Raw genomic sequence first — 17,380 nt, forward strand, 5'->3', positions numbered from 1 at the left:
CCATCTTCCGCGGCTTTTCGCTTCTTTGACGGCCCCGGCTAGCGGTTAGGCTAGAGACCATCGAGCCTCCGGTTGCATGGGACCCCTCACGATGTCGAAGAAGCGCAAGCAGCAAGCACGGCCACGATCCACGACCGGCCGTCATACCCTGGAATCCCTGGTGACTTCCATGCCACTGGCCAAGGCCAGGGCGTTGACCCAGCGAGAGCCGAACAATCCGCTCGGCTGGAAACAACTGGGGGCCCACTTGTCTTCCGAGGGGCAACACCAGGAAGCACTGAACGCATTGAATCATGCCCTGGCGTTGACCCCCGAAGACCCGGAAATTCTCGCGCTTCAGGGTCAGGTCAAGCATCGTCTCGGCGATGTCGATGATGCCATCGACAACCTCAAACGTGCCGTCGAACTGAACCCGACATATGCCAAGGCCCACAACTACCTGGGTTACATCTACTATACCCAGGCGAAATTCGACGCCGCGGTCACACACGCCGACAAGGCCTTCCAACAGGCACCGAACGACGTCAACAACCTGAACACTCTGGGCAACGTCCTCGCCAAGCGTTTCGAATACGCGCGCGCGCGGGAGGTGTTGACGCGCGCTGCCAAAATGGCGCCCGACGAATTCCTCTCCTGGAACAACCTGGGCAACGTTCAGATGGAAATGGGCGATCTCGACGCCGCCGTCGAGAGTTATCGTCATGCGCAACGAAATCGTCCCTCTGCACCGGGCCCCTTTTCCAACCTGATCACGGCCCACCATTATCACCCTGACAAGACCGGCGCCGAGATCAACGCCCTTAGCCGGCGATGGAATACCCTGTTCTCACCGCAGGTGACCCGGCGCCGAGTCGATACTCACAAGGACCCGGCAAAGCGACTGCGCATCGGCCTGATCTCAGATGGCTTCCGTGGCCATCCCGTGGGCCGCATGATCACCTCGGCGCTCGAGTGGGCACCCAAGGAGCAGATCGCACTGCATTTCTACAGTACGAACAATGTCGATGACGGTATCACTGCACGACTCAAGGCAATCGCCGAGCGCTGGATGAGCGTCCAGCACTTGGCCGATACCGATGTGGCCGACCAGATAGAACGCGACGAGATCGACATCCTCATCGACCTGGCCGGCCACAACTCCGGCAACCGTGTGCTCGCCGTGGCAATGAAGCCGGCACCGCTGGTGGTCAAGTGGGTGGGGGGCCTGATCAACACCACCGGCGTCGAAGCCATCGACTATCTGATCAGCGATGCCATCGAGACGCCGGCAGGCGTCGATGGCGACTACGTGGAAAAGCTGATCCGGCTGCCGGACGATTACATCTGCTATGACCCACCCGGCGGTTACGAGCCCGATGTCGGCGAACTCCCCGCACGCCGCAACGGCTATATCACCTTCGGTTGCTTCAATAACGCCACCAAGCTCAACGACGTGCTGCTCGGCGAATGGGCGACCCTGATGCAGGCCGTCCCGGGCTCGCGCCTCTACTTGAAGAGCATGCAGTATCAGAGCGACGAGCGCTGCCAACAGATTTTCGACACGCTGGGCCAGCACGGTATCCAGCGCGAGCGCATCCGCATCGAAGGCCCCTCACCCCATGCCGAACTGCTCGATGCCTACAATCGCGTCGACATCGCCCTCGACCCCTGGCCCTACTCGGGGGGCCTGACCACCTGCGAGGCCTTCCTGATGGGCGTGCCGGTGGTCAGCCTGCCCGGCCCCACCTTTGCCGGCCGCCACAGCGCCACGCACCTGGTCAACGCCGGCATGCCCGAACTCGTCGTCACCTCCTGGGAGGAATATCGCGCCCGGGTCCTGGAACTCGCCAGCGATCTCGACAGCCTCGCCACCATCCGCAGCCACCTGCGTCAGGTCCTCCTCGAGTCGCCGGCCTGCGACGCACGCCGCTTCGCCGGCCATTTCACCATGGCCATGCGTGCCATCTGGCAACGCCACTGCGCGGGCAAGGCCCCCGAGGCGCTGACCTTCGACAAGCACAGTCGGGCCTGGTTCGAGGACGACGGCCAACCCCTCGACCTCGAGCCTCCCCAATCCTCGCGACACGAGGAAGGTTTCCACTGGCGGCTCGACGGCAAGATCGTTGCCATCGACAACGGTGGCCGATTGCTGGAGAGCGACACGATTGGTCAGATGCTTGCCACGGGCAGCCTCGAACTCATTGCCTTCGACCCGACCGGCGATGCCGCCGAGGGTTCTCTCAAGCATCACGACGGCGTGCATTACTACCCGAACGTCACCCTCGGCGATGGCCAGCCGGCCACCCTGCATGCCTGTCTCGATCCCGCGATGAGCGGTTCTCTTGCCCCTCTGGACGACACCGACCAGCCGGATACGGTACTGCAGGGTCGCAAGGTACTGACACGCCTCTCCCTTGGCACGGTGGCGCTGGACAGGATCGAGGGACTGCGGAGCATCGACTGGCTGGTTCTGGATGCACGCAACGACAGCGCGACAATTCTCGACCAGGGTGAAGCCGCGCTACGTGACACCTTGCTGATTCAGGCCAGGGTCGCCTTTCAGCCAACCCACGAACGCCAGCCCAACCTGGCCGAGTTGCAGCATTGGGGGAGTCGGCATGGATTCCGGCTCTACCGCCTGCATCACCCCCGCCATCGAAGCGCGGCGGATAGTGTGGCGCAGGAAACACTGCATCAGGCCACGGAGCTGGTCAGTGCGGAGGCCATCTTTCTACCGACTCGCGAACGGCTGGAGGCATTGGATGACAGCCACTTGTTGAAGCTGTCATTCATCCTGCACACAGCGTATGGCATCCGAGACCTATCGTACAAAATCCTGCAATACGTGGATGACGCTACCGCCGATCGCTATCTGACGAGCTTGCGAGAAAACACCCCAGTACCTCGTGACATGCCTAGCAGCGCCGCCAATGAGGTGACCAGGCCGCCCCATCGGGAGGATACGATCAGTCATGAAATCGATCGCCTCCTATCGCAACATTGACCGGTAGCGAATGAAAACAACGAACGCCACCATCCGCTAAAGAGATTGCCCATGATTCCGATCATCGATTCATCGACGCCAACGAATACTCCAGCCGCACATCGCAATACACCGGCCGCGGCGGCTCCAGCCGTTTCGGATAACGGCATGGAAAGCCAATTCCTGCAGTTGCTGAGGACTGCCCGAAAACAGGACCTGAATGTCCTGGCGAAGCTGCTGATGCCGTTCATTGCCGACCATGAGTTGAAACAGCTCAGAATATGGGGCGACAAGTCGCGCGTTCATCTGGACAGGGCGACGATTTCGGTCAACGACCTGCTCGTCAACACGCGCTCGGGGCATGTCACCATCGACGAGCATTGTTTCTTCGGGCATCGGTGCATGCTTCTCACGGGGACCCATGACTATCGCAAGACGGGTATGGAAAGGCTGAAGGCCGTTCCCGACGAAGGTCGCGACATTCATGTCAAGGAAGGCGTCTGGATGGGGTCCGGGGTGACGGTGCTGGGCCCGGCAGTAATCGGCAAGAATGCCGTCGTGGCCGCCGGCAGCCTCGTCACGGGGGATGTCGCCGACAACACCATCGTCGCCGGCCGCCCGGCGAAACCGGTCAAGACGATCGATGGAGACGCGTTGTAATGGTCACCACCAAGAACCTGACTTTCACGATCACGCACGGCCGCACCGGGACGACCTTCCTGACCGAGGCATTCAAGGTTTTCGAGGACACTCTTTCCGTCCACGAGCCGGAGCCGAACTATGCGAACCACCTCCCTCTCGTCAAGCAGGACCCACGCCATGCCATCGACTTCCTGAAGCAGAAGCTGTCGCATATCGATGGGATTCGGGAAGCCAATTATGTGGAAACCAGCAATGTCTTCGGCAAGGGCTTCTTCATCCCTTTGCTGCGAATGGGTATCACCCCCAACCTGGTCCTCCTGAACAGGAATTTCAGAAAAACCGCAACCAGCCTCTTCCAGAGAGGTAGCACCCCGATGCGGACAAAGATGGGTCAGCACTTTTCCGCGGACCCCAGCGTCCCTGACAGCTTGCCGATCTATTCGCCCGACAGCCTCAGCGATTATCAACTCTGTTACTGGGGGGTCCTGGACGCCTTCGCCAGGCAGCTACAGGCCGCTGACATCTATGATGGCCAGGATTGCTCGTGCTACCGCTGGGCCGCCTCTGGCGACTTCCACGACTTTGACTTCCTGAAGAGCGTTGGAGCCACATTCGGCCTGAGCATCGGCAACGAGGATGCCGCCAAGAAGCAGCACGATGCCATCAAGGCCAAGCATCACAACCCCAACAGCTCATCGAGCAAGGCGTCACTACCGGCATCACTCGACGAAGAGGAGATCGCCGTGCTGGACAGAATTGCCTACTACAGGCCCGTTGTCATCGAGAAGGCCCTCAATTCCCGCTTCATGGACGGGTCAGTCAAAGCGGCCTTCGGCTTTTCCGACTGACATTCTCGAAATCTTTTTCATGTCCGGCACTCGGAGAGGTCTCGTCTGGACACCAGGGGCCATGCACGACCCGGCCGTCGGAGCCAACCGAAACACGGCAATGGACAGGGAATGTTCAGCCTCATGCCCCGACTTGCCCTACCTGACCGCATTGCCGCTACCAGATATCGAGGACACAGAGAAGCACGGGTCCCGCAAGGGGCCCGGACGCACCTCGAGACGGGACGCTTCCACGTCCCGCTCAGCCGCATCGATGACCCGACATGGCGACTCGAGGTAAAGCTTGCGCGTTATCTGCCGATAGATGCCTGAAACGACACTTTCAGCGCTCGCGAACACAGTGTCGGCCAACTCCCTGTAAACAAGGCTCGCCCATGGTACGCAGATTGTTATTCGCCAGCGCCGGCAGTGCATGGCTGCTCAGCGGCTGCTTTGCCGTCAATACCAGCCAGGCGCCGATGGCGACCACCTACCCCTACAGCGAGCAGCGGACCATGCAGGCGGCCCATCACTGGGACGTGCTGGCCGAGTACGAAGCAGCCGGCATGCTGCGCAGCCGCGCCTTGCGCGGCAAATCGCTGTTCATCAACGCCACCGGCGAAAACTCCACCTTCGCCAGGAGTTTCCAGGACCTGCTGACCAGCCAACTGGTAGCCAATGGCGCCCTGGTTCGCACCGACCCGATCAATGCCGCCCAGGTGAATTACCGGGTACGGCTCGTCGAGCACACGGACCGCGACGTCGTCCGCGCGCCGCAGGGCATGTGGACGGCGCTGGCCTCGGGCATCGCCGTGGCGACGATGCCCATCAATCACTGGGGCGAGCCGACACTCGCGCTGATCCCCGGCGCGGCGCTGGTGGACCTGTTCAGCGGCAGCTGGGAACGCCTCAGCAATCAGGAGATCGTGATCACCACTCAGGTCACCGAAGACGGTCGCATCCTGTACTCCTCGTCGCACATCTATTACATCAACGGTGGCGATGCAGGGCAGTATGCCGCTTCCAAGCCACTGCCCGTCACCGATAGCTGGTAAGGACACCGTTCATGTCGCCACTCAGATCCCTCTTGCTGCTTGCTGCCTTATCGATCATGCCGCTGGTCAGCGGCTGCGCGACCTCGTCGGATGGTCAGGTCGTCAATGGTGGCGATGACATCGATGTCCCTCGCCTGGTCCAGCACGCCGTCGATGACCTGCTCGCCAACACCCATGGGCTGGACCCGAGCCAGCCGGTGGTGGCGGCCTCCTTCGTCGATATCGACGACCTGCGCGTGTCGTCGACTTTCGGCCGCATCCTCTCGGAAACGTTCGCCTCGTACCTGGCGCGCGCCGGATTGCCGATGATCGAGGTCAAGATGCGCGACAGCCTGTTCATCGAGGAGCGCCGAGGCGAACTGGTGCTGTCGCGGGACATTCGCCGTCTCTCGGTCTCGCACGATGCCCAGGCGATTCTGGTGGGGACCTATGCTCGCGGTCAGAGTATGGCCTACGTCAACGTGCGCCTGGTGCGCACCCGCGACAATGCCATCCTCGGCGCCTCCAGCCTGCAGATTCCGCTGGACTACAACACTCGGGCCATGTTGCCGGCTCAGTGGTAGCGCACGCCGCCACTCGCCTCAAGTTGTCGAGCCAGGGGCCGATAACGAAGACAGGTCAGGCGGACGGTCCGCCCCGGTTTTTTGTCGAAGGATTGCCGACGCCATGCTTTGCGCGATGAAGGACAGCAGAGACAGCCCTCGATAAAGGAAAACAATCACCACGTGATGGTCCCCGTTCACCTGCATGAGGCCTTGCCAATGAGCACTCCGCTAGCCGATTCGACGACCGCCGCTGCCGCTTCCTCGGCGTCGCCCTCCGTTTCGACGACGCCGCAGCAGCGGCTCGAGCGCGTGCTGGCGCATCTGGCACCGCAGGAAGACGAGACCACCGAGGAAAGCAGCCAGACCAGCGCCGCCACCCAGAGCGACCTGGCCGAGCCGGTGCAACGCATCAATGCCGTGATGCGTAACTATGGGGTCGAGTTCGAAATTCAGGAGTACGACAGCCGCGTGATAACGCGCATCGTCGACCGGGAGAGCGGCGACACGATTCGCCAGATCCCCAGCGAGGAAGTGCTGCGGATCGCCAGGAGCCTGGCGGAAATGCAGGGCCGCCTGATCCATCTGGAAGCCTGACACCGGCAATGACACCCCCGACGTTACACGACATCGGCAGCACGTTCGACGCCTGGGCACGACACCCCCGGCGACGTGCAGCGCTCGAGGCGACCGGACTGCTCGACACGGCGAGCGAAGAACGTTTCGACAGCCTGACGCGGCTGGCCTGCCGGGTCTTCGACGTACCGGTTGCCTTGATCACCCTGCTGGATGGTCAGCGCCTGTGGTTCAAGTCCGCCTGCGGCACGCCGCTGCGCGAGATCGCGGCCAAGAGCTCGTTCTGCGCCCACACCCTGGCAAGGGAAGCGCTGGTGGTCATCGAGGATGCCAGCCAGGACCCGCGTTTCGCCGACAGCCCGTCGGTCAGCGACACGCCCTTTCTCCGTTTCTATGCCGGAGTGCCCATCCAGGGCCCCGACGAGATGATACTCGGGACCTTCTGCCTTCTCGACGAGCGGCCTCGCACGCTGAGTGACTGCGAACGCGAGACCCTCGAGGGTCTCGCGCGACTGACGAGCCTCGAGATCACACGCGGCGTCGAGACCGCTGCCTCGCACGCCATCGCCGAGGGTCACCAGCGCTATATCACTCGCCCGCCATTCGTTCCGGAACTGCTTCGCCACAGCGAGCGTCGCCATGTCGCCGGCGATACCCCGCGTGTGGTGCTTTCCGAGTTGCTGGATGAACTGCTCGACCATGTGAAGGGGGAGTACGGCCTGGTCGGCAGTCTCGAACCCGGCGACGAGGGCCGCGGCACGCTGAAGATACTCGGCTTGTCCAGCGTGGAGACCTCGCCCGCCATCCAGGAATTCTTTCTGCAAAGCGGCCGACGGTTGTGCCTGGAACGCCTCGACACGGTGAGCCGCGGCCGACTCAGCCGTCGTGCCGTGCAGTTCCTCGACGAGGCAGACCTCACCGCGCTGAACCAGGCCAAGCTGCCGCCCGGCCACCCCCGGCTGGACAACGTCCTGATCGTGCCCTTCCTGCGCAATGACCGACGCAACGGCCTGTTGCTCATCGCCAATCTGGCGTCATTGCCCGAGGCAAGCCTGATCGACGAGCTCGCCCCGTTGCAGGCGCTGGGCGGACGCCTCGTCCGCGCCCATCAGGATGCCCAGCAACGTGCCTCGCTACAGGCCAGACTCGAGGAATTTCGTGCCACCCTGGATGCCACCCTCGATCTGATCCTGATCGTCGACGAGCAGACGCGCCGGTTGAGTTATTGCAACCAGGGCGCCCTGGCCCAGCTCGGCTACCCCGAGACCGAGCTTCTGGCCCTGCCGGCCAGCACGCTGAACGAGGCGTTCGATGTCGATTCGATGAACAACCGCCTGGCCTCGCTGGCCGGCGACGTCACGTCCCTGCGCCTCGACACCACCCTGCGCTGCCGCGATGGCAGCGGTCTGCCGGTACAGGCCGTGGTACAGCGCATCAGCCACCACGCCACCGGACGCACCCACTACATCATCGTCGCTCGCGATCTTCGCGAGACCCTCAAGGCCCAGCGCGAGATCGACTGGATCACCCATCACGACGCGCTCACCCACCAGCTCAACCGCTCCGGCTTTCTGCGCGCCGTCGAGCAGCGCGCCGCGGCTGCCGACGATACCCAGCGGCTGCACATGGTGGTCATTTTCGGGATCGACCGCTTTCGGCGCATCAATGACGCCCATGGCACCCAGCAGGGCGACGCCATCCTGAAAGAGTTGGCGCAACAACTGAATCAACTGCTCCGCAAGTATCCGCAGGCACTGCTTGGACGCCTGGGCAGCGACGAGTTCGCCGTCAGCCTGCGGGTCAACAATACCCGCAAGGCCCTCGAACTCGCCGATCGCTGGCGGCAGGCCGTCGAGAATCATCGTTTCAACGCCATCGATGGCTTGCAGTTGACGGTCAGCGCCGGTGTCGCCACCGACTGGCAGGACGACATCCCGGCCGAGGAATTGCTGCGGCGCGCCAACGCGGCGCTGGTGCGCGCCAAGCGCAGCGGGCGCAACCGCTTTCGACAATACCTCACCGGCATGCTCGATGAAGCCAGCCGCGACGATGTCATCGAGCGGCGACTGGCCGGCGCTTTCAAGCGCGGGGACTTTCTTCTCAACTTCCAGCCGCAATGGAACCTGGACGATCTGTCACGCCCGTGCGGCGCGGAAGTGCTGCTGCGCTGGCACGATGCCGATCTCGGGGTGGTGGGCCCCGACGTCTTCATTCCCATCCTCGAGGACAGCGGTCTGATGGTCGAGGTGGGTCGCTGGATCGTCGAACGTAGCCTGGACACCGTGGCGGCAGAGCGCGAGCGGCTTGCCGACGGCTTCTTCGTGAGTATCAACGTCAGTGCCGTGCAGTTGATGGACGACCGAAACTTCGCCGACTTCGTCGCCGAAGCCCTGCGGGTACGGCGACTGCCGACCTCGGTACTCGAACTCGAAGTCACCGAAACCGCCCTGATCCAGTCCCCGCTGCGCGTGGAACAGCAACTCGATGCCCTGCACCAGCAGTCGATCGCCATCGCTCTCGACGATTTCGGCACCGGTTTCTCGTCGCTGTCGCATCTCAAGCAGTTCCCGTTCGACACGGTGAAGATCGACAAGTCCTTCATCGCCGGCCTGCCAAGTTCCACCGAGGACCGAGCCATCGTCGAATCGCTGCTGACGCTGTGCCGGGGCTTCGGCCGTCGCGTCTGCGCCGAGGGCATCGAGACACCGGCCCAGCTCGACTTTCTGCGCCGCCTGCAATGCACGCGGGCCCAGGGCTACCTGCTGGGTCGCCCGGGGCCCGAACTGGTCATCGAATCGCCGTTTCAATGAGACCCCGCGTTATCGCGGGATCCTGATCGAGAAGAAATCGCCCCTCCACCAGACACCATCGGTCGATTGGCAGGATAGCCTTTGCCGACGACGGTGCGCGTAGCGTCAATCCATCCGCTTCCGTGGGAGGGGATTCATTCCCGACGACGGTGAGCCTGATGGCATGCAGGTCGTTTTATCGCGAACAAGCTCGCTCCCACCTGTCCCCTCCGATGCCGCATGCCACGTAGGCGAGAGGAATGCATTCCCGACGGCGGTGGCCTGATGGCATGCAGGTCGTTTCATGACCCATGAGTTCGCTTCCAGGCCACACCAGCCGCCGGCGACTTACACCTGCATGTTCATGATGTCCTTGTAGGCGGTCACCAGGCGATTGCGCACCTGCACGCCCATCTGAAAGCCGATGCTGGACTTCTGCATGTCGACCATCACGTCGTTCAAGGCGACACCCGGCTCGCCGGCCTCGAAGGCCTTGATACCGGCGTCGGCTTTCTTCTGCAGGCGATTGATGCGCTCGACCGAGGATTGCAGGGCATCGGCGAAGCCGCCCTGCCCCACGCTGGTGGCCACCTGCTGCCCTCGGGCCTCCTGCGCGGCGCCGGCCTGCGTGGCCAGGCTCTGCATCTGTTGGAGTGCCGCCTGCATGGCAGGAGTGCTACTCATGGCAATTCCTCTCGCATAAGGATTGGGTGATGGCAAGCCTACCAAGCACCGAGCCAGGGCCATGGCACCAAATGACGCGCAAAAATCGGGCTTTTCTCGCCTTTAGGCTGACAGCGGCTCCGGATAATGGCCCCCATCACACGACCGTCCTCGCGGCCGGGGTTTTCGACCTTGAATGCCCCCGACAACGATATTACCCGCCCCGCTGGACGCGCCCTCGAAATGGATGCTGGAGCCGGACATAACCATGCGACTTGCAGCGCCCCGGATCGCCCGGGCCACTACTGACGACATCGCCCTGTCGGGCCTCACCTTCCCGAGGAGGCGCGCATGAGCGACGCCGCTTCGTCGCAGCCGAACGCCAACCGCGCGGCCACTGGCAACACTACCGGCATGTCCGCACAGGGCCTGCTTGCCCAGTTGCGCGGCAATCCCCGGATCCCCCTGATCATCGCTGCCGCCGCGGCGATCGCGATCATTGCCGCGTTGCTGCTGTGGGCGCGCAGCCCCGAGTATCGCGTGCTCTACAGCAACCTCACCAACGCCGATGGCGGGCGCATCATCAGCGAACTCGACAAGCGCGGTATCCCTTATCAGTTCAGCGAGGGCGGCGGCGCATTGCTGGTCCCCGCCGACCAGGTGCACCCGCTGCGTCTGCAGCTCGCCGAACAGGGCCTGCCCAAGGGCGGCGATGTCGGCTTCGAGTTGATGGACAACCAGGCCTTCGGCATCAGCCAGTTTGCCGAGCACGTCAATTACCAGCGCTCGCTCGAAGGGGAACTCTCCCAGTCGATCAAGACCCTGGGGCCGGTCGCCGCCGCGCGGGTTCATCTCTCGCTGGCCAAGCCCTCGGTCTTCGTCCGCGAGAGCCAGCCCGCCAAGGCCTCGGTGATCCTGACGCTCGAGCCCGGCCGCGCCCTTGGCGACGGTCAGGTCAATGCCATCGTTCACATGGTCTCGAGCAGTGTCTCGGATCTGGCGCCGGACAACGTCACCGTGGTCGACCAGAACGGTCGCCTGCTGTCGCGCAGCGATGGCGGCACCACGGGCCTCGACGGCACCCAACTGGATTACATCCAGGAAGTCGAGAACACCTATCAGCAACGCATCGAGCGCATCCTGGCGCCGATCCTGGGCGCCAATAACGTGCGCGCCCAGGTCGCGGCACAGATCGACTTCTCGAAGCGCGAACAGACCGCCGAGCGCTACCAGCCCAACCAGCCGCCCAACCAGGCCGCCGTGCGCAGCCGTCAGTTGAACCAGACCTACACCGGTGGCGATGAACTGGCCAACGGGGTTCCCGGCGCCCTGTCCAACACCCCGCCGGGCGCGGCCGCCTCGCCGATCGACAACGGCCAGGCCAACGACGCCCAGGGGGATGGCAACAACGCCCAGGATCAGGCCAACGCCGCCAACGGGCAGAATGGGGCCAATACCCAGGCCGGCAACGACACGCCGCCCAGCCGCCTGCAGAGCAACGACACCATCAACTACGAGGTGGATCGTCAGGTCGAGCACGTGCAGTTCGAGCGCGGCGACGTCCAGCGATTGTCGGTGGCGGTGGTCGTCGACTACCGGGATGGCGTGAACGACGCCGGTGAGCCGGTCAAGAAGCCGCTCAGCGACGAGGAGATGGCCAGCATCAAGCGCCTCGTTCGTCAGGCGATGGGCTTCTCGGAAAACCGCGGCGATGCCATCGAGGTGGTCAACTCGCCGTTCGCCGAGCGCGATGACAGCGTTCCGGAAGTGCCATGGTGGAAGTCGCCCGATGTCATCCAGTTGGCGCTGACGCTGGGTCGCTATCTGCTGGTCGCACTGGCCGCCCTGTTCCTGTGGTTCATGGTGCTGCGCCCGCTGATCAAGCGTAATAGCCTTCCCCCCGCCGCGGAACCGGCATTGCGTGGCCCGACGGCGGGCCGGGCCGGCGTGGCCGCCATCGAGGGCGATGGCGAGGAGTCGGCGGAAGACACGCCCGAGGCGCCGCCGCAGCGCCGCCGCCGTCGCTCGACGGCCTATGAGCAGAACCTCAAGGACGCCCGCGAGATGGCCCAGGAAGACCCGCGCCTGGTGGCCATGATCGTCAGAAGCTGGATGAACGAACAATGAGCGAAATGAGCGGCGCCCGCCGCGGCGCGATCCTGCTGCTCTCTCTCGACGAGGACAGTGCAGCCGAAGTCTTCAAGTACCTCTCACCCAAGGAGGTACAGGAGATCAGCATGGAGATGGCCGGTCTCGACCAGGTCTCCCACGAGGACATGAGCAAGGTGCTGGCCGAGTTCCACGACGAGGCCGAGCAGTTCACCGCCATCAATCTGCACTCGAGCGACCACATTCGCTCGGTGCTGACCAAGGCGCTGGGCAGCGAGCGTGCGTCGAGCCTGATCGAGGACATCCTCGAGAGCACCAGCACCAGCTCGGGCATCGACTCGCTGAACCTGATGGAACCCTCGATGGTCTCCGAGCTGATCCGCGACGAGCACCCGCAGATCATCGCCACCATCCTGGTCCATCTCGAGCGTCACCAGGCGGCCGACATCCTGCAACTGTTCGACGACAAACTGCGCAATGACGTGGTGCTGCGCATCGCCACTTTCAGCGGCGTCCAGCCGGCGGCGCTGCAGGAGCTCACCGAGGTCCTCGGCGGCATGCTCGACGGTCAGAATCTCAAGCGCAGCAAGATGGGCGGCGTGAGGACCGCGGCCGAGATCCTCAACCTGATGAACTCCTCGCAGGAAGAGGTGGTCATCGAGAACGTCCGCGCGCACAGCGAGGATCTCGCCCAGAAGATCATCGACGAGATGTTCCTGTTCGAGAACCTGCTCGACATCGACGATCGCGGCATCCAGCTGATCCTCAAGGAGGTCGAGACCAACTCGCTGGTGGTCGCGCTCAAGGGCGCGCCGGACGCGCTGCTCGAGAAGTTCATGGCCAACATGTCGCAGCGCGCCGCACAGATGCTCCAGGAGGATCTCGAGGCGCGCGGCCCGATCCGGGTCTCGCAGGTCGAAGCCGAGCAGAAGGCGATCCTCCAGGTCGTGCGGCGTCTGGCCGACAGCGGCGAGATAGTCCTCGGCGGCGGAGACGACAGCTATGTCTGATCGTCTCGTTCAGCCCGAGCACGACGACGGGGCCTGGGAACGCTGGCAGATGGACGAATTGCGCAGCGCTGGCGGCGGCAACGGCGCGCGGCACGAGCAGGAGCGTCGCGAGGCGATCCGGCGCCGCGCCCGGGAGCATCAGGCCCAGCTCGATGCCATGCGCGAACAGGCCCGCCAGGAAGCCTGGCGGCAGGGGCATGAGGAAGGCTTCGCCCAGGGTCGCGAGGAAGGCTACAAGAAGGGGCTGCAGGAAGGCTTCGAGGCCGGCGAGGCGCAGATGCGCCAGGAAACCGAGACAACGCTGCGCCCACTGCTGCCGCTCGCCGAGCAGTTCGACGCCGCCCTGGCCACCCTCGACGAGGAAGTCGCCGAGCGGCTGGTCGACCTGGCCCTGGCCACCGGTCGCCGGCTTGCCGGCGAAGCGCTCGAGGCCCGCCCCGAGGAGATTCTCGACATCGTCCGCGAACTGCTGCATGTCGAGCCGGCCCTTTCGGGGCGTCCGCGATTATGGCTGCACCCCGCCGACCTGACCCTGGTCAAGGCCCATCTGGGCCATGAATTCGAGGCCGCCGGCTGGCAACTGCAACCCGACGACACCATCAGCCGGGGCGGCTGCCGCGCGACCAGCGCCAGCGGCGATCTCGATGCCACGCTGGAAACGCGCTGGGCCTCGATCGTCGCCCAGGTTCGTCGCCGCAACACTCCCGATACGCCACCGGAGGACAGCGAATGACCTCGGCGGACGCCCTTTCCAACCGCCACCAGCGGCACTGGCAGGAGGCGCTCGGCGGGGTGCGCCAGCGTGTCGCCGCGTTGCCGGGCTACCGGGCCAGCGGCCGCATCGTGCGTGCCACCGGGCTGGTGCTCGAGGCCGTGGGGCTGCGCATACCGCTGGGCAGCGCCTGCCGCATCGAGGTTTCCCCCCAGGGCAGCGGGATCGACGCCGCGCAGTCGCCGCGCTACGCCGAGGCCGAAGTCGTGGGTTTCTCCGGCGAGAAACTCTTCCTGATGCCGCTGGAAGAGGTCAGCGGCCTGTTGCCGGGCGCCCGGGTCTTTCCCCTCGGCGAGGGTCGCGATGCCAACAGCAGTGCGCGCCGCTTCCCGCTGGGCGATAGCCTGCTGGGGCGCGTGGTCGACGGCAACGGGCGGCCACTGGACGGCAAGGATGGGCTGCTCGACGTCCCCCATGCACCGCTGGCCACGCCGCCGTTCAATCCACTGTCGCGGGCCCCGATCGAGGAGCAGATCGACGTCGGCATTCGGGCCATCAATGGTCTGTTGAGCGTGGGCCGCGGGCAGCGCATGGGGCTGTTCGCCGGATCGGGCGTGGGCAAGTCGGTACTGCTGGGCATGATGGCCCGCTATACCCGGGCCGACGTGATCGTGGTGGGCCTGATCGGCGAGCGTGGACGCGAGGTCCAGGACTTCATCGACAACATCCTCGGCGAGGAGGGCCGGCGTCGCGCGGTGGTGGTCGCCGCCCCCGCCGATACCTCGCCGCTGCAGCGCCTGCAGGGCGCCGCCTACGCCACCCGGCTGGCCGAGGACTTTCGCGACGCGGGACGCAACGTGCTGCTGATCATGGACTCGCTGACCCGCTACGCCATGGCCCAGCGCGAGATCGCCCTGGCGATCGGCGAACCGCCGGCGACCAAGGGCTACCCGCCCTCGGTGTTCGCCAAGCTGCCCGGCCTGGTCGAACGTGCCGGCAACGGCCCCCGGGGCGGCGGCTCGATCACCGCCTTCTATACCGTGCTCACCGAAGGCGACGACCAGCAGGACCCGATCGCCGACTCGGCACGGGCGATCCTCGACGGCCATATCGTGCTCTCGCGGGCCCTGGCCGAAAGCGGTCACTACCCGGCGATCGACATCGAGGCCTCGATCAGCCGTGCGATGACCGCGATCGTCGACGGCGACCAGTGGCGTCAGGCCCAGCGCTTCAAGCAGTTGGTCTCGCGCTACCAGCGAAATCGCGACCTGATCAGCGTAGGTGCCTACACCCCGGGGCACGACCCACAGCTCGACCAGGCGGTCTCGATGTTCCCGTCACTGGAGCAATTCCTCCAGCAGCGGATCGACGAACGCGCGAATATCGACGAAACACGGCGGGTATTGAACACATTGGTGTCGCCCTGAATCCGTTAGGCTTTGCGCACAATGGCTGAATCCGACCGTCCGGTCGACATGAGGTGATCCATCATGACCCACGCTTCGCCGCTCGACACCTTGATTTCCCTGACGCGCGACGCTCGCGACAGCGCCAACGTCAAGCTCGTCGAGTTGCGTCGCGCGCGCCAGGAGGCCCAGGTCCAGCTCGAGACCCTGCAGCAGTATCGCCAGGAATACCGGGAAAAACTCCAGCGCGCCATGGAGAATGGCATCGGCCCGGACAGCTGGCGCAACTACCAGCAGTTCCTGCTGTCGCTGGACGGCGCCATCGACCGGGCGCGCAAGACCCTTCAGGATCGCGAGTCGAAGCTCGGGCAAGGCCAGCAGCACTGGCAGCAGGAGCAGCGCAAGCTCTCCGCCTACGACACCCTGGCGGACCGCCGCGAACAGCGTGAACAACAGCGCATCAACCGACGCGAACAGCGCCAGAGCGATGAAATGGCCAGCAATCAGCTGCTGCGTCGCCAGACGCAGGAATCGCGTCACGAGACCAGCCACTAGGAGGCCGCCCCATGGCACCCACTTCCCTGCCATCCGTCTCCGCGACGACCTCCTCGACGCCGGGTACTTCCCGCGGTGGCGAGTCGGCCTCGAACGGAAACCTGTTCGCCCAGCTGATGGCCAGCACCGGCAAGCTCGCGCGCGGCCAGGACACGCCGGCCAACGGCAGTGAGTCCGTCGGCGCCACTGGCGAGATCGGCACCTCGGCCCGCGATCTCGAGACCATGCTCCAGGCTCTGAAAACCGCCCCGGAAGGCGACGAACTGACCCAGCAGCTCGAAGCGCTGCTCGACCGCCAGGCCGGACTCGACGGCTCGACCCAGGAGGGCAGCGATCCCGGCGAGCTGCTCGCGAGTCTGCTCGAGACCCTGCAGGACTCGCCTTCCCAGGGCGCGGACACGCTGGCCACACTGCGCAAGGAGCTCGGTGAGCCGGGCGATCTCGACGGCATCCGCGAACGCCTCGATGCCATCGCCGGAGCGCTCGGTCAGCCGCAGGCACCGATCCAGCCGCTGTCCCAGGCCGTCGCCCGGGCCGCTCAGGCGAACACCGCCAACGCTGGCAATGCACAGGCCATGGGTGCCGCGAACGCCATGCTCGCGAGTCGCATTGCCGGCATCGATGACACGGCTGCTGGCCGCTTGACCCCCGATACGCGGACCACGGCAACGACCGGTCTTGTCGCGGGCGACGCCAGCACGAGCGCTGGCGGCAGTAACACCCTTGCCGACAGGTCGCCATCCCAGGATTTCATCCAGTCGCTGCAGACGATCAATAACGGCGGCGCCGCGACACACCGCTCCGGCCAGGACGCCGCGGCGAACACTGCACTGACCAGCGCCCAGCTCGCCGCCCAGTTCGAGACAAGAGCGCCGGCGGGCAAGGTGCCGGAATCGTCCGGCAAGGGTGCCGATGCCGTCAGCCCGTCACTGCTGGCTAGCCACGCACCGCACCAAGCCGGCGCGCTGCAGGCCGGCAATGGCGTCGCTTCACCCACGACGGCCATGACCGGCGGCATGCCCAGCGCGACGCTCGCGGCGCCCCTCGGCTCCGGTGAGTGGCAGCAGGGCCTCGGCCAGCAACTGGTCAACCTGCATCAACGTGGCGACCAGCAGGTCCAGTTGCACCTGCACCCCGCCGAACTCGGCCCGCTGTCGGTACATCTGAAGGTCGACGACCAGCTGGCCCAGGCGCAGTTCCTCTCGAACAACCCGCATGTCAGGGCAGCCATTGAGCAGGCCCTGCCCCAGTTGCGGGCGGCCCTCGGCGAGGCCGGCATCCAGCTCGGTGACACCACGGTCGGCGATCAGGCACAGCAGCAGGAACGCAACGGCGACGGGAACCCCGGGAGCTCTTCCCAGAGAGGGACACTGGCCTTCGACGGCGATTCCTCCGAGGCATCCGGCATCCCGATGACGCCGCTGACGCTGGAGGCGAACGGGGTCGATCTGTACGCGTGACCCCTTCAGATTTGCCGATTCCGCGCCGATAACCCCACGAGAGCCGACTCCCCGAGTCGGCTCTCGCCGTCA

At 64.8% G+C, this 17,380-nt stretch carries 14 protein-coding genes; 13 read left to right on the forward strand and 1 reads right to left on the reverse strand.

Translation table 11 applies throughout. The annotated features are described in order from the left end of the window. Positions 1-91: 91 nt before the first annotated feature. From D0901_RS01200 to D0901_RS01230, 7 genes are all read left to right on the forward strand, one after another. Complete coding sequence (locus D0901_RS01200; protein ID WP_162500795.1) at positions 92-2,983, forward strand: O-linked N-acetylglucosamine transferase, SPINDLY family protein; 2,892 nt, start codon at positions 92-94, stop codon at positions 2,981-2,983. A 51-nt stretch (positions 2,984-3,034) separates the two neighbouring features. Continuing rightward, complete coding sequence (locus tag D0901_RS01205) at positions 3,035-3,622, forward strand: acyltransferase (RefSeq protein ID WP_129138462.1); 588 nt, start codon at positions 3,035-3,037, stop codon at positions 3,620-3,622. After that, positions 3,622-4,452 (forward strand): hypothetical protein, encoded by an 831-nt coding sequence (locus D0901_RS01210; RefSeq protein ID WP_129138463.1) that lies wholly within the window; start codon positions 3,622-3,624, stop codon positions 4,450-4,452. The genes D0901_RS01205 and D0901_RS01210 overlap by 1 nt, the downstream gene beginning before the upstream one ends. A gap of 374 nt (positions 4,453-4,826) precedes the next feature. Further along, a complete protein-coding gene (locus D0901_RS01215; protein ID WP_129138464.1) occupies positions 4,827-5,486 on the forward strand; it encodes a hypothetical protein in 660 nt (219 codons plus the stop codon). 11 nt (positions 5,487-5,497) lie between these two features. Continuing rightward, the gene (locus D0901_RS01220) at positions 5,498-6,049 is read left to right on the forward strand and encodes a FlgO family outer membrane protein (RefSeq protein WP_129138465.1); all 552 of its coding nucleotides are present in this window, start codon (positions 5,498-5,500) and stop codon (positions 6,047-6,049) included. Positions 6,050-6,247: 198 nt separating this feature from the next. Then, a complete protein-coding gene (locus D0901_RS01225) occupies positions 6,248-6,625 on the forward strand; it encodes a flagellar protein FlaG (protein ID WP_129138466.1) in 378 nt (125 codons plus the stop codon). An 8-nt stretch (positions 6,626-6,633) separates the two neighbouring features. Next, the gene (locus tag D0901_RS01230) at positions 6,634-9,414 is read left to right on the forward strand and encodes a sensor domain-containing phosphodiesterase (protein ID WP_129138467.1); all 2,781 of its coding nucleotides are present in this window, start codon (positions 6,634-6,636) and stop codon (positions 9,412-9,414) included. Positions 9,415-9,741: 327 nt separating this feature from the next. Here the strand turns inward: D0901_RS01230 and fliE are convergent, their stop codons facing one another. Next, positions 9,742-10,077, reverse strand: coding sequence for a flagellar hook-basal body complex protein FliE (gene fliE, locus D0901_RS01235; RefSeq protein WP_129138468.1), 336 nt, complete (start codon positions 10,075-10,077; stop codon positions 9,742-9,744). 330 nt (positions 10,078-10,407) lie between these two features. Between fliE and fliF the strand changes: the two genes are divergently transcribed. The 6 genes from fliF to D0901_RS01265 all read left to right on the forward strand — a co-directional run bounded on the left by fliF (position 10,408) and on the right by D0901_RS01265 (position 17,308). Then, positions 10,408-12,183, forward strand: a complete 1,776-nt coding sequence (gene fliF / locus D0901_RS01240) for a flagellar basal-body MS-ring/collar protein FliF (protein ID WP_129138469.1) — start codon at positions 10,408-10,410, stop codon at positions 12,181-12,183. Beyond that, complete coding sequence (gene fliG, locus D0901_RS01245) at positions 12,180-13,175, forward strand: flagellar motor switch protein FliG (RefSeq protein ID WP_129138470.1); 996 nt, start codon at positions 12,180-12,182, stop codon at positions 13,173-13,175. The genes fliF and fliG overlap by 4 nt, the downstream gene beginning before the upstream one ends. Further along, positions 13,168-13,908 carry a flagellar assembly protein FliH gene (gene fliH / locus D0901_RS01250; protein ID WP_129138471.1) on the forward strand — a complete coding sequence of 247 codons (741 nt, stop codon included), beginning with the start codon at positions 13,168-13,170 and terminating at the stop codon, positions 13,906-13,908. Before fliG ends, fliH begins: the two co-directional genes overlap by 8 nt. Then, positions 13,905-15,314: a flagellar protein export ATPase FliI gene (gene fliI, locus D0901_RS01255; protein ID WP_129138472.1), complete on the forward strand. Its 1,410-nt coding sequence runs from the start codon at positions 13,905-13,907 to the stop codon at positions 15,312-15,314. The genes fliH and fliI overlap by 4 nt, the downstream gene beginning before the upstream one ends. A 63-nt stretch (positions 15,315-15,377) precedes the next feature. Beyond that, entirely contained in the window at positions 15,378-15,848 is a 471-nt protein-coding gene (fliJ, locus tag D0901_RS01260; RefSeq protein ID WP_129138473.1) for a flagellar export protein FliJ, read from the forward strand. An 11-nt stretch (positions 15,849-15,859) separates the two neighbouring features. Further along, complete coding sequence (locus D0901_RS01265) at positions 15,860-17,308, forward strand: flagellar hook-length control protein FliK (protein ID WP_129138474.1); 1,449 nt, start codon at positions 15,860-15,862, stop codon at positions 17,306-17,308. Positions 17,309-17,380: the final 72 nt, after the last annotated feature.

Origin of the sequence: Modicisalibacter coralii (assembly GCF_004117855.1) — a bacterium.
Taxonomy (GTDB): domain Bacteria; phylum Pseudomonadota; class Gammaproteobacteria; order Pseudomonadales; family Halomonadaceae; genus Modicisalibacter; species Modicisalibacter coralii.

What these genes read in the sequence shown, in the direction of transcription:
- D0901_RS01200 (WP_162500795.1), top strand. Translation starts at nt 92, where the DNA reads ATGTCGAAGAAGCGCAAGCAGCAAGCACGGCCACGATCCACGACCGGC.
- D0901_RS01205 (WP_129138462.1), top strand. Translation starts at nt 3,035, where the DNA reads ATGATTCCGATCATCGATTCATCGACGCCAACGAATACTCCAGCCGCA.
- D0901_RS01210 (WP_129138463.1), top strand. Translation starts at nt 3,622, where the DNA reads ATGGTCACCACCAAGAACCTGACTTTCACGATCACGCACGGCCGCACC.
- D0901_RS01215 (WP_129138464.1), top strand. Translation starts at nt 4,827, where the DNA reads ATGGTACGCAGATTGTTATTCGCCAGCGCCGGCAGTGCATGGCTGCTC.
- D0901_RS01220 (WP_129138465.1), top strand. Translation starts at nt 5,498, where the DNA reads ATGTCGCCACTCAGATCCCTCTTGCTGCTTGCTGCCTTATCGATCATG.
- D0901_RS01225 (WP_129138466.1), top strand. Translation starts at nt 6,248, where the DNA reads ATGAGCACTCCGCTAGCCGATTCGACGACCGCCGCTGCCGCTTCCTCG.
- D0901_RS01230 (WP_129138467.1), top strand. Translation starts at nt 6,634, where the DNA reads ATGACACCCCCGACGTTACACGACATCGGCAGCACGTTCGACGCCTGG.
- fliE (WP_129138468.1), bottom strand. Translation starts at nt 10,077, where the DNA reads ATGAGTAGCACTCCTGCCATGCAGGCGGCACTCCAACAGATGCAGAGC.
- fliF (WP_129138469.1), top strand. Translation starts at nt 10,408, where the DNA reads ATGAGCGACGCCGCTTCGTCGCAGCCGAACGCCAACCGCGCGGCCACT.
- fliG (WP_129138470.1), top strand. Translation starts at nt 12,180, where the DNA reads ATGAGCGAAATGAGCGGCGCCCGCCGCGGCGCGATCCTGCTGCTCTCT.
- fliH (WP_129138471.1), top strand. Translation starts at nt 13,168, where the DNA reads ATGTCTGATCGTCTCGTTCAGCCCGAGCACGACGACGGGGCCTGGGAA.
- fliI (WP_129138472.1), top strand. Translation starts at nt 13,905, where the DNA reads ATGACCTCGGCGGACGCCCTTTCCAACCGCCACCAGCGGCACTGGCAG.
- fliJ (WP_129138473.1), top strand. Translation starts at nt 15,378, where the DNA reads ATGACCCACGCTTCGCCGCTCGACACCTTGATTTCCCTGACGCGCGAC.
- D0901_RS01265 (WP_129138474.1), top strand. Translation starts at nt 15,860, where the DNA reads ATGGCACCCACTTCCCTGCCATCCGTCTCCGCGACGACCTCCTCGACG.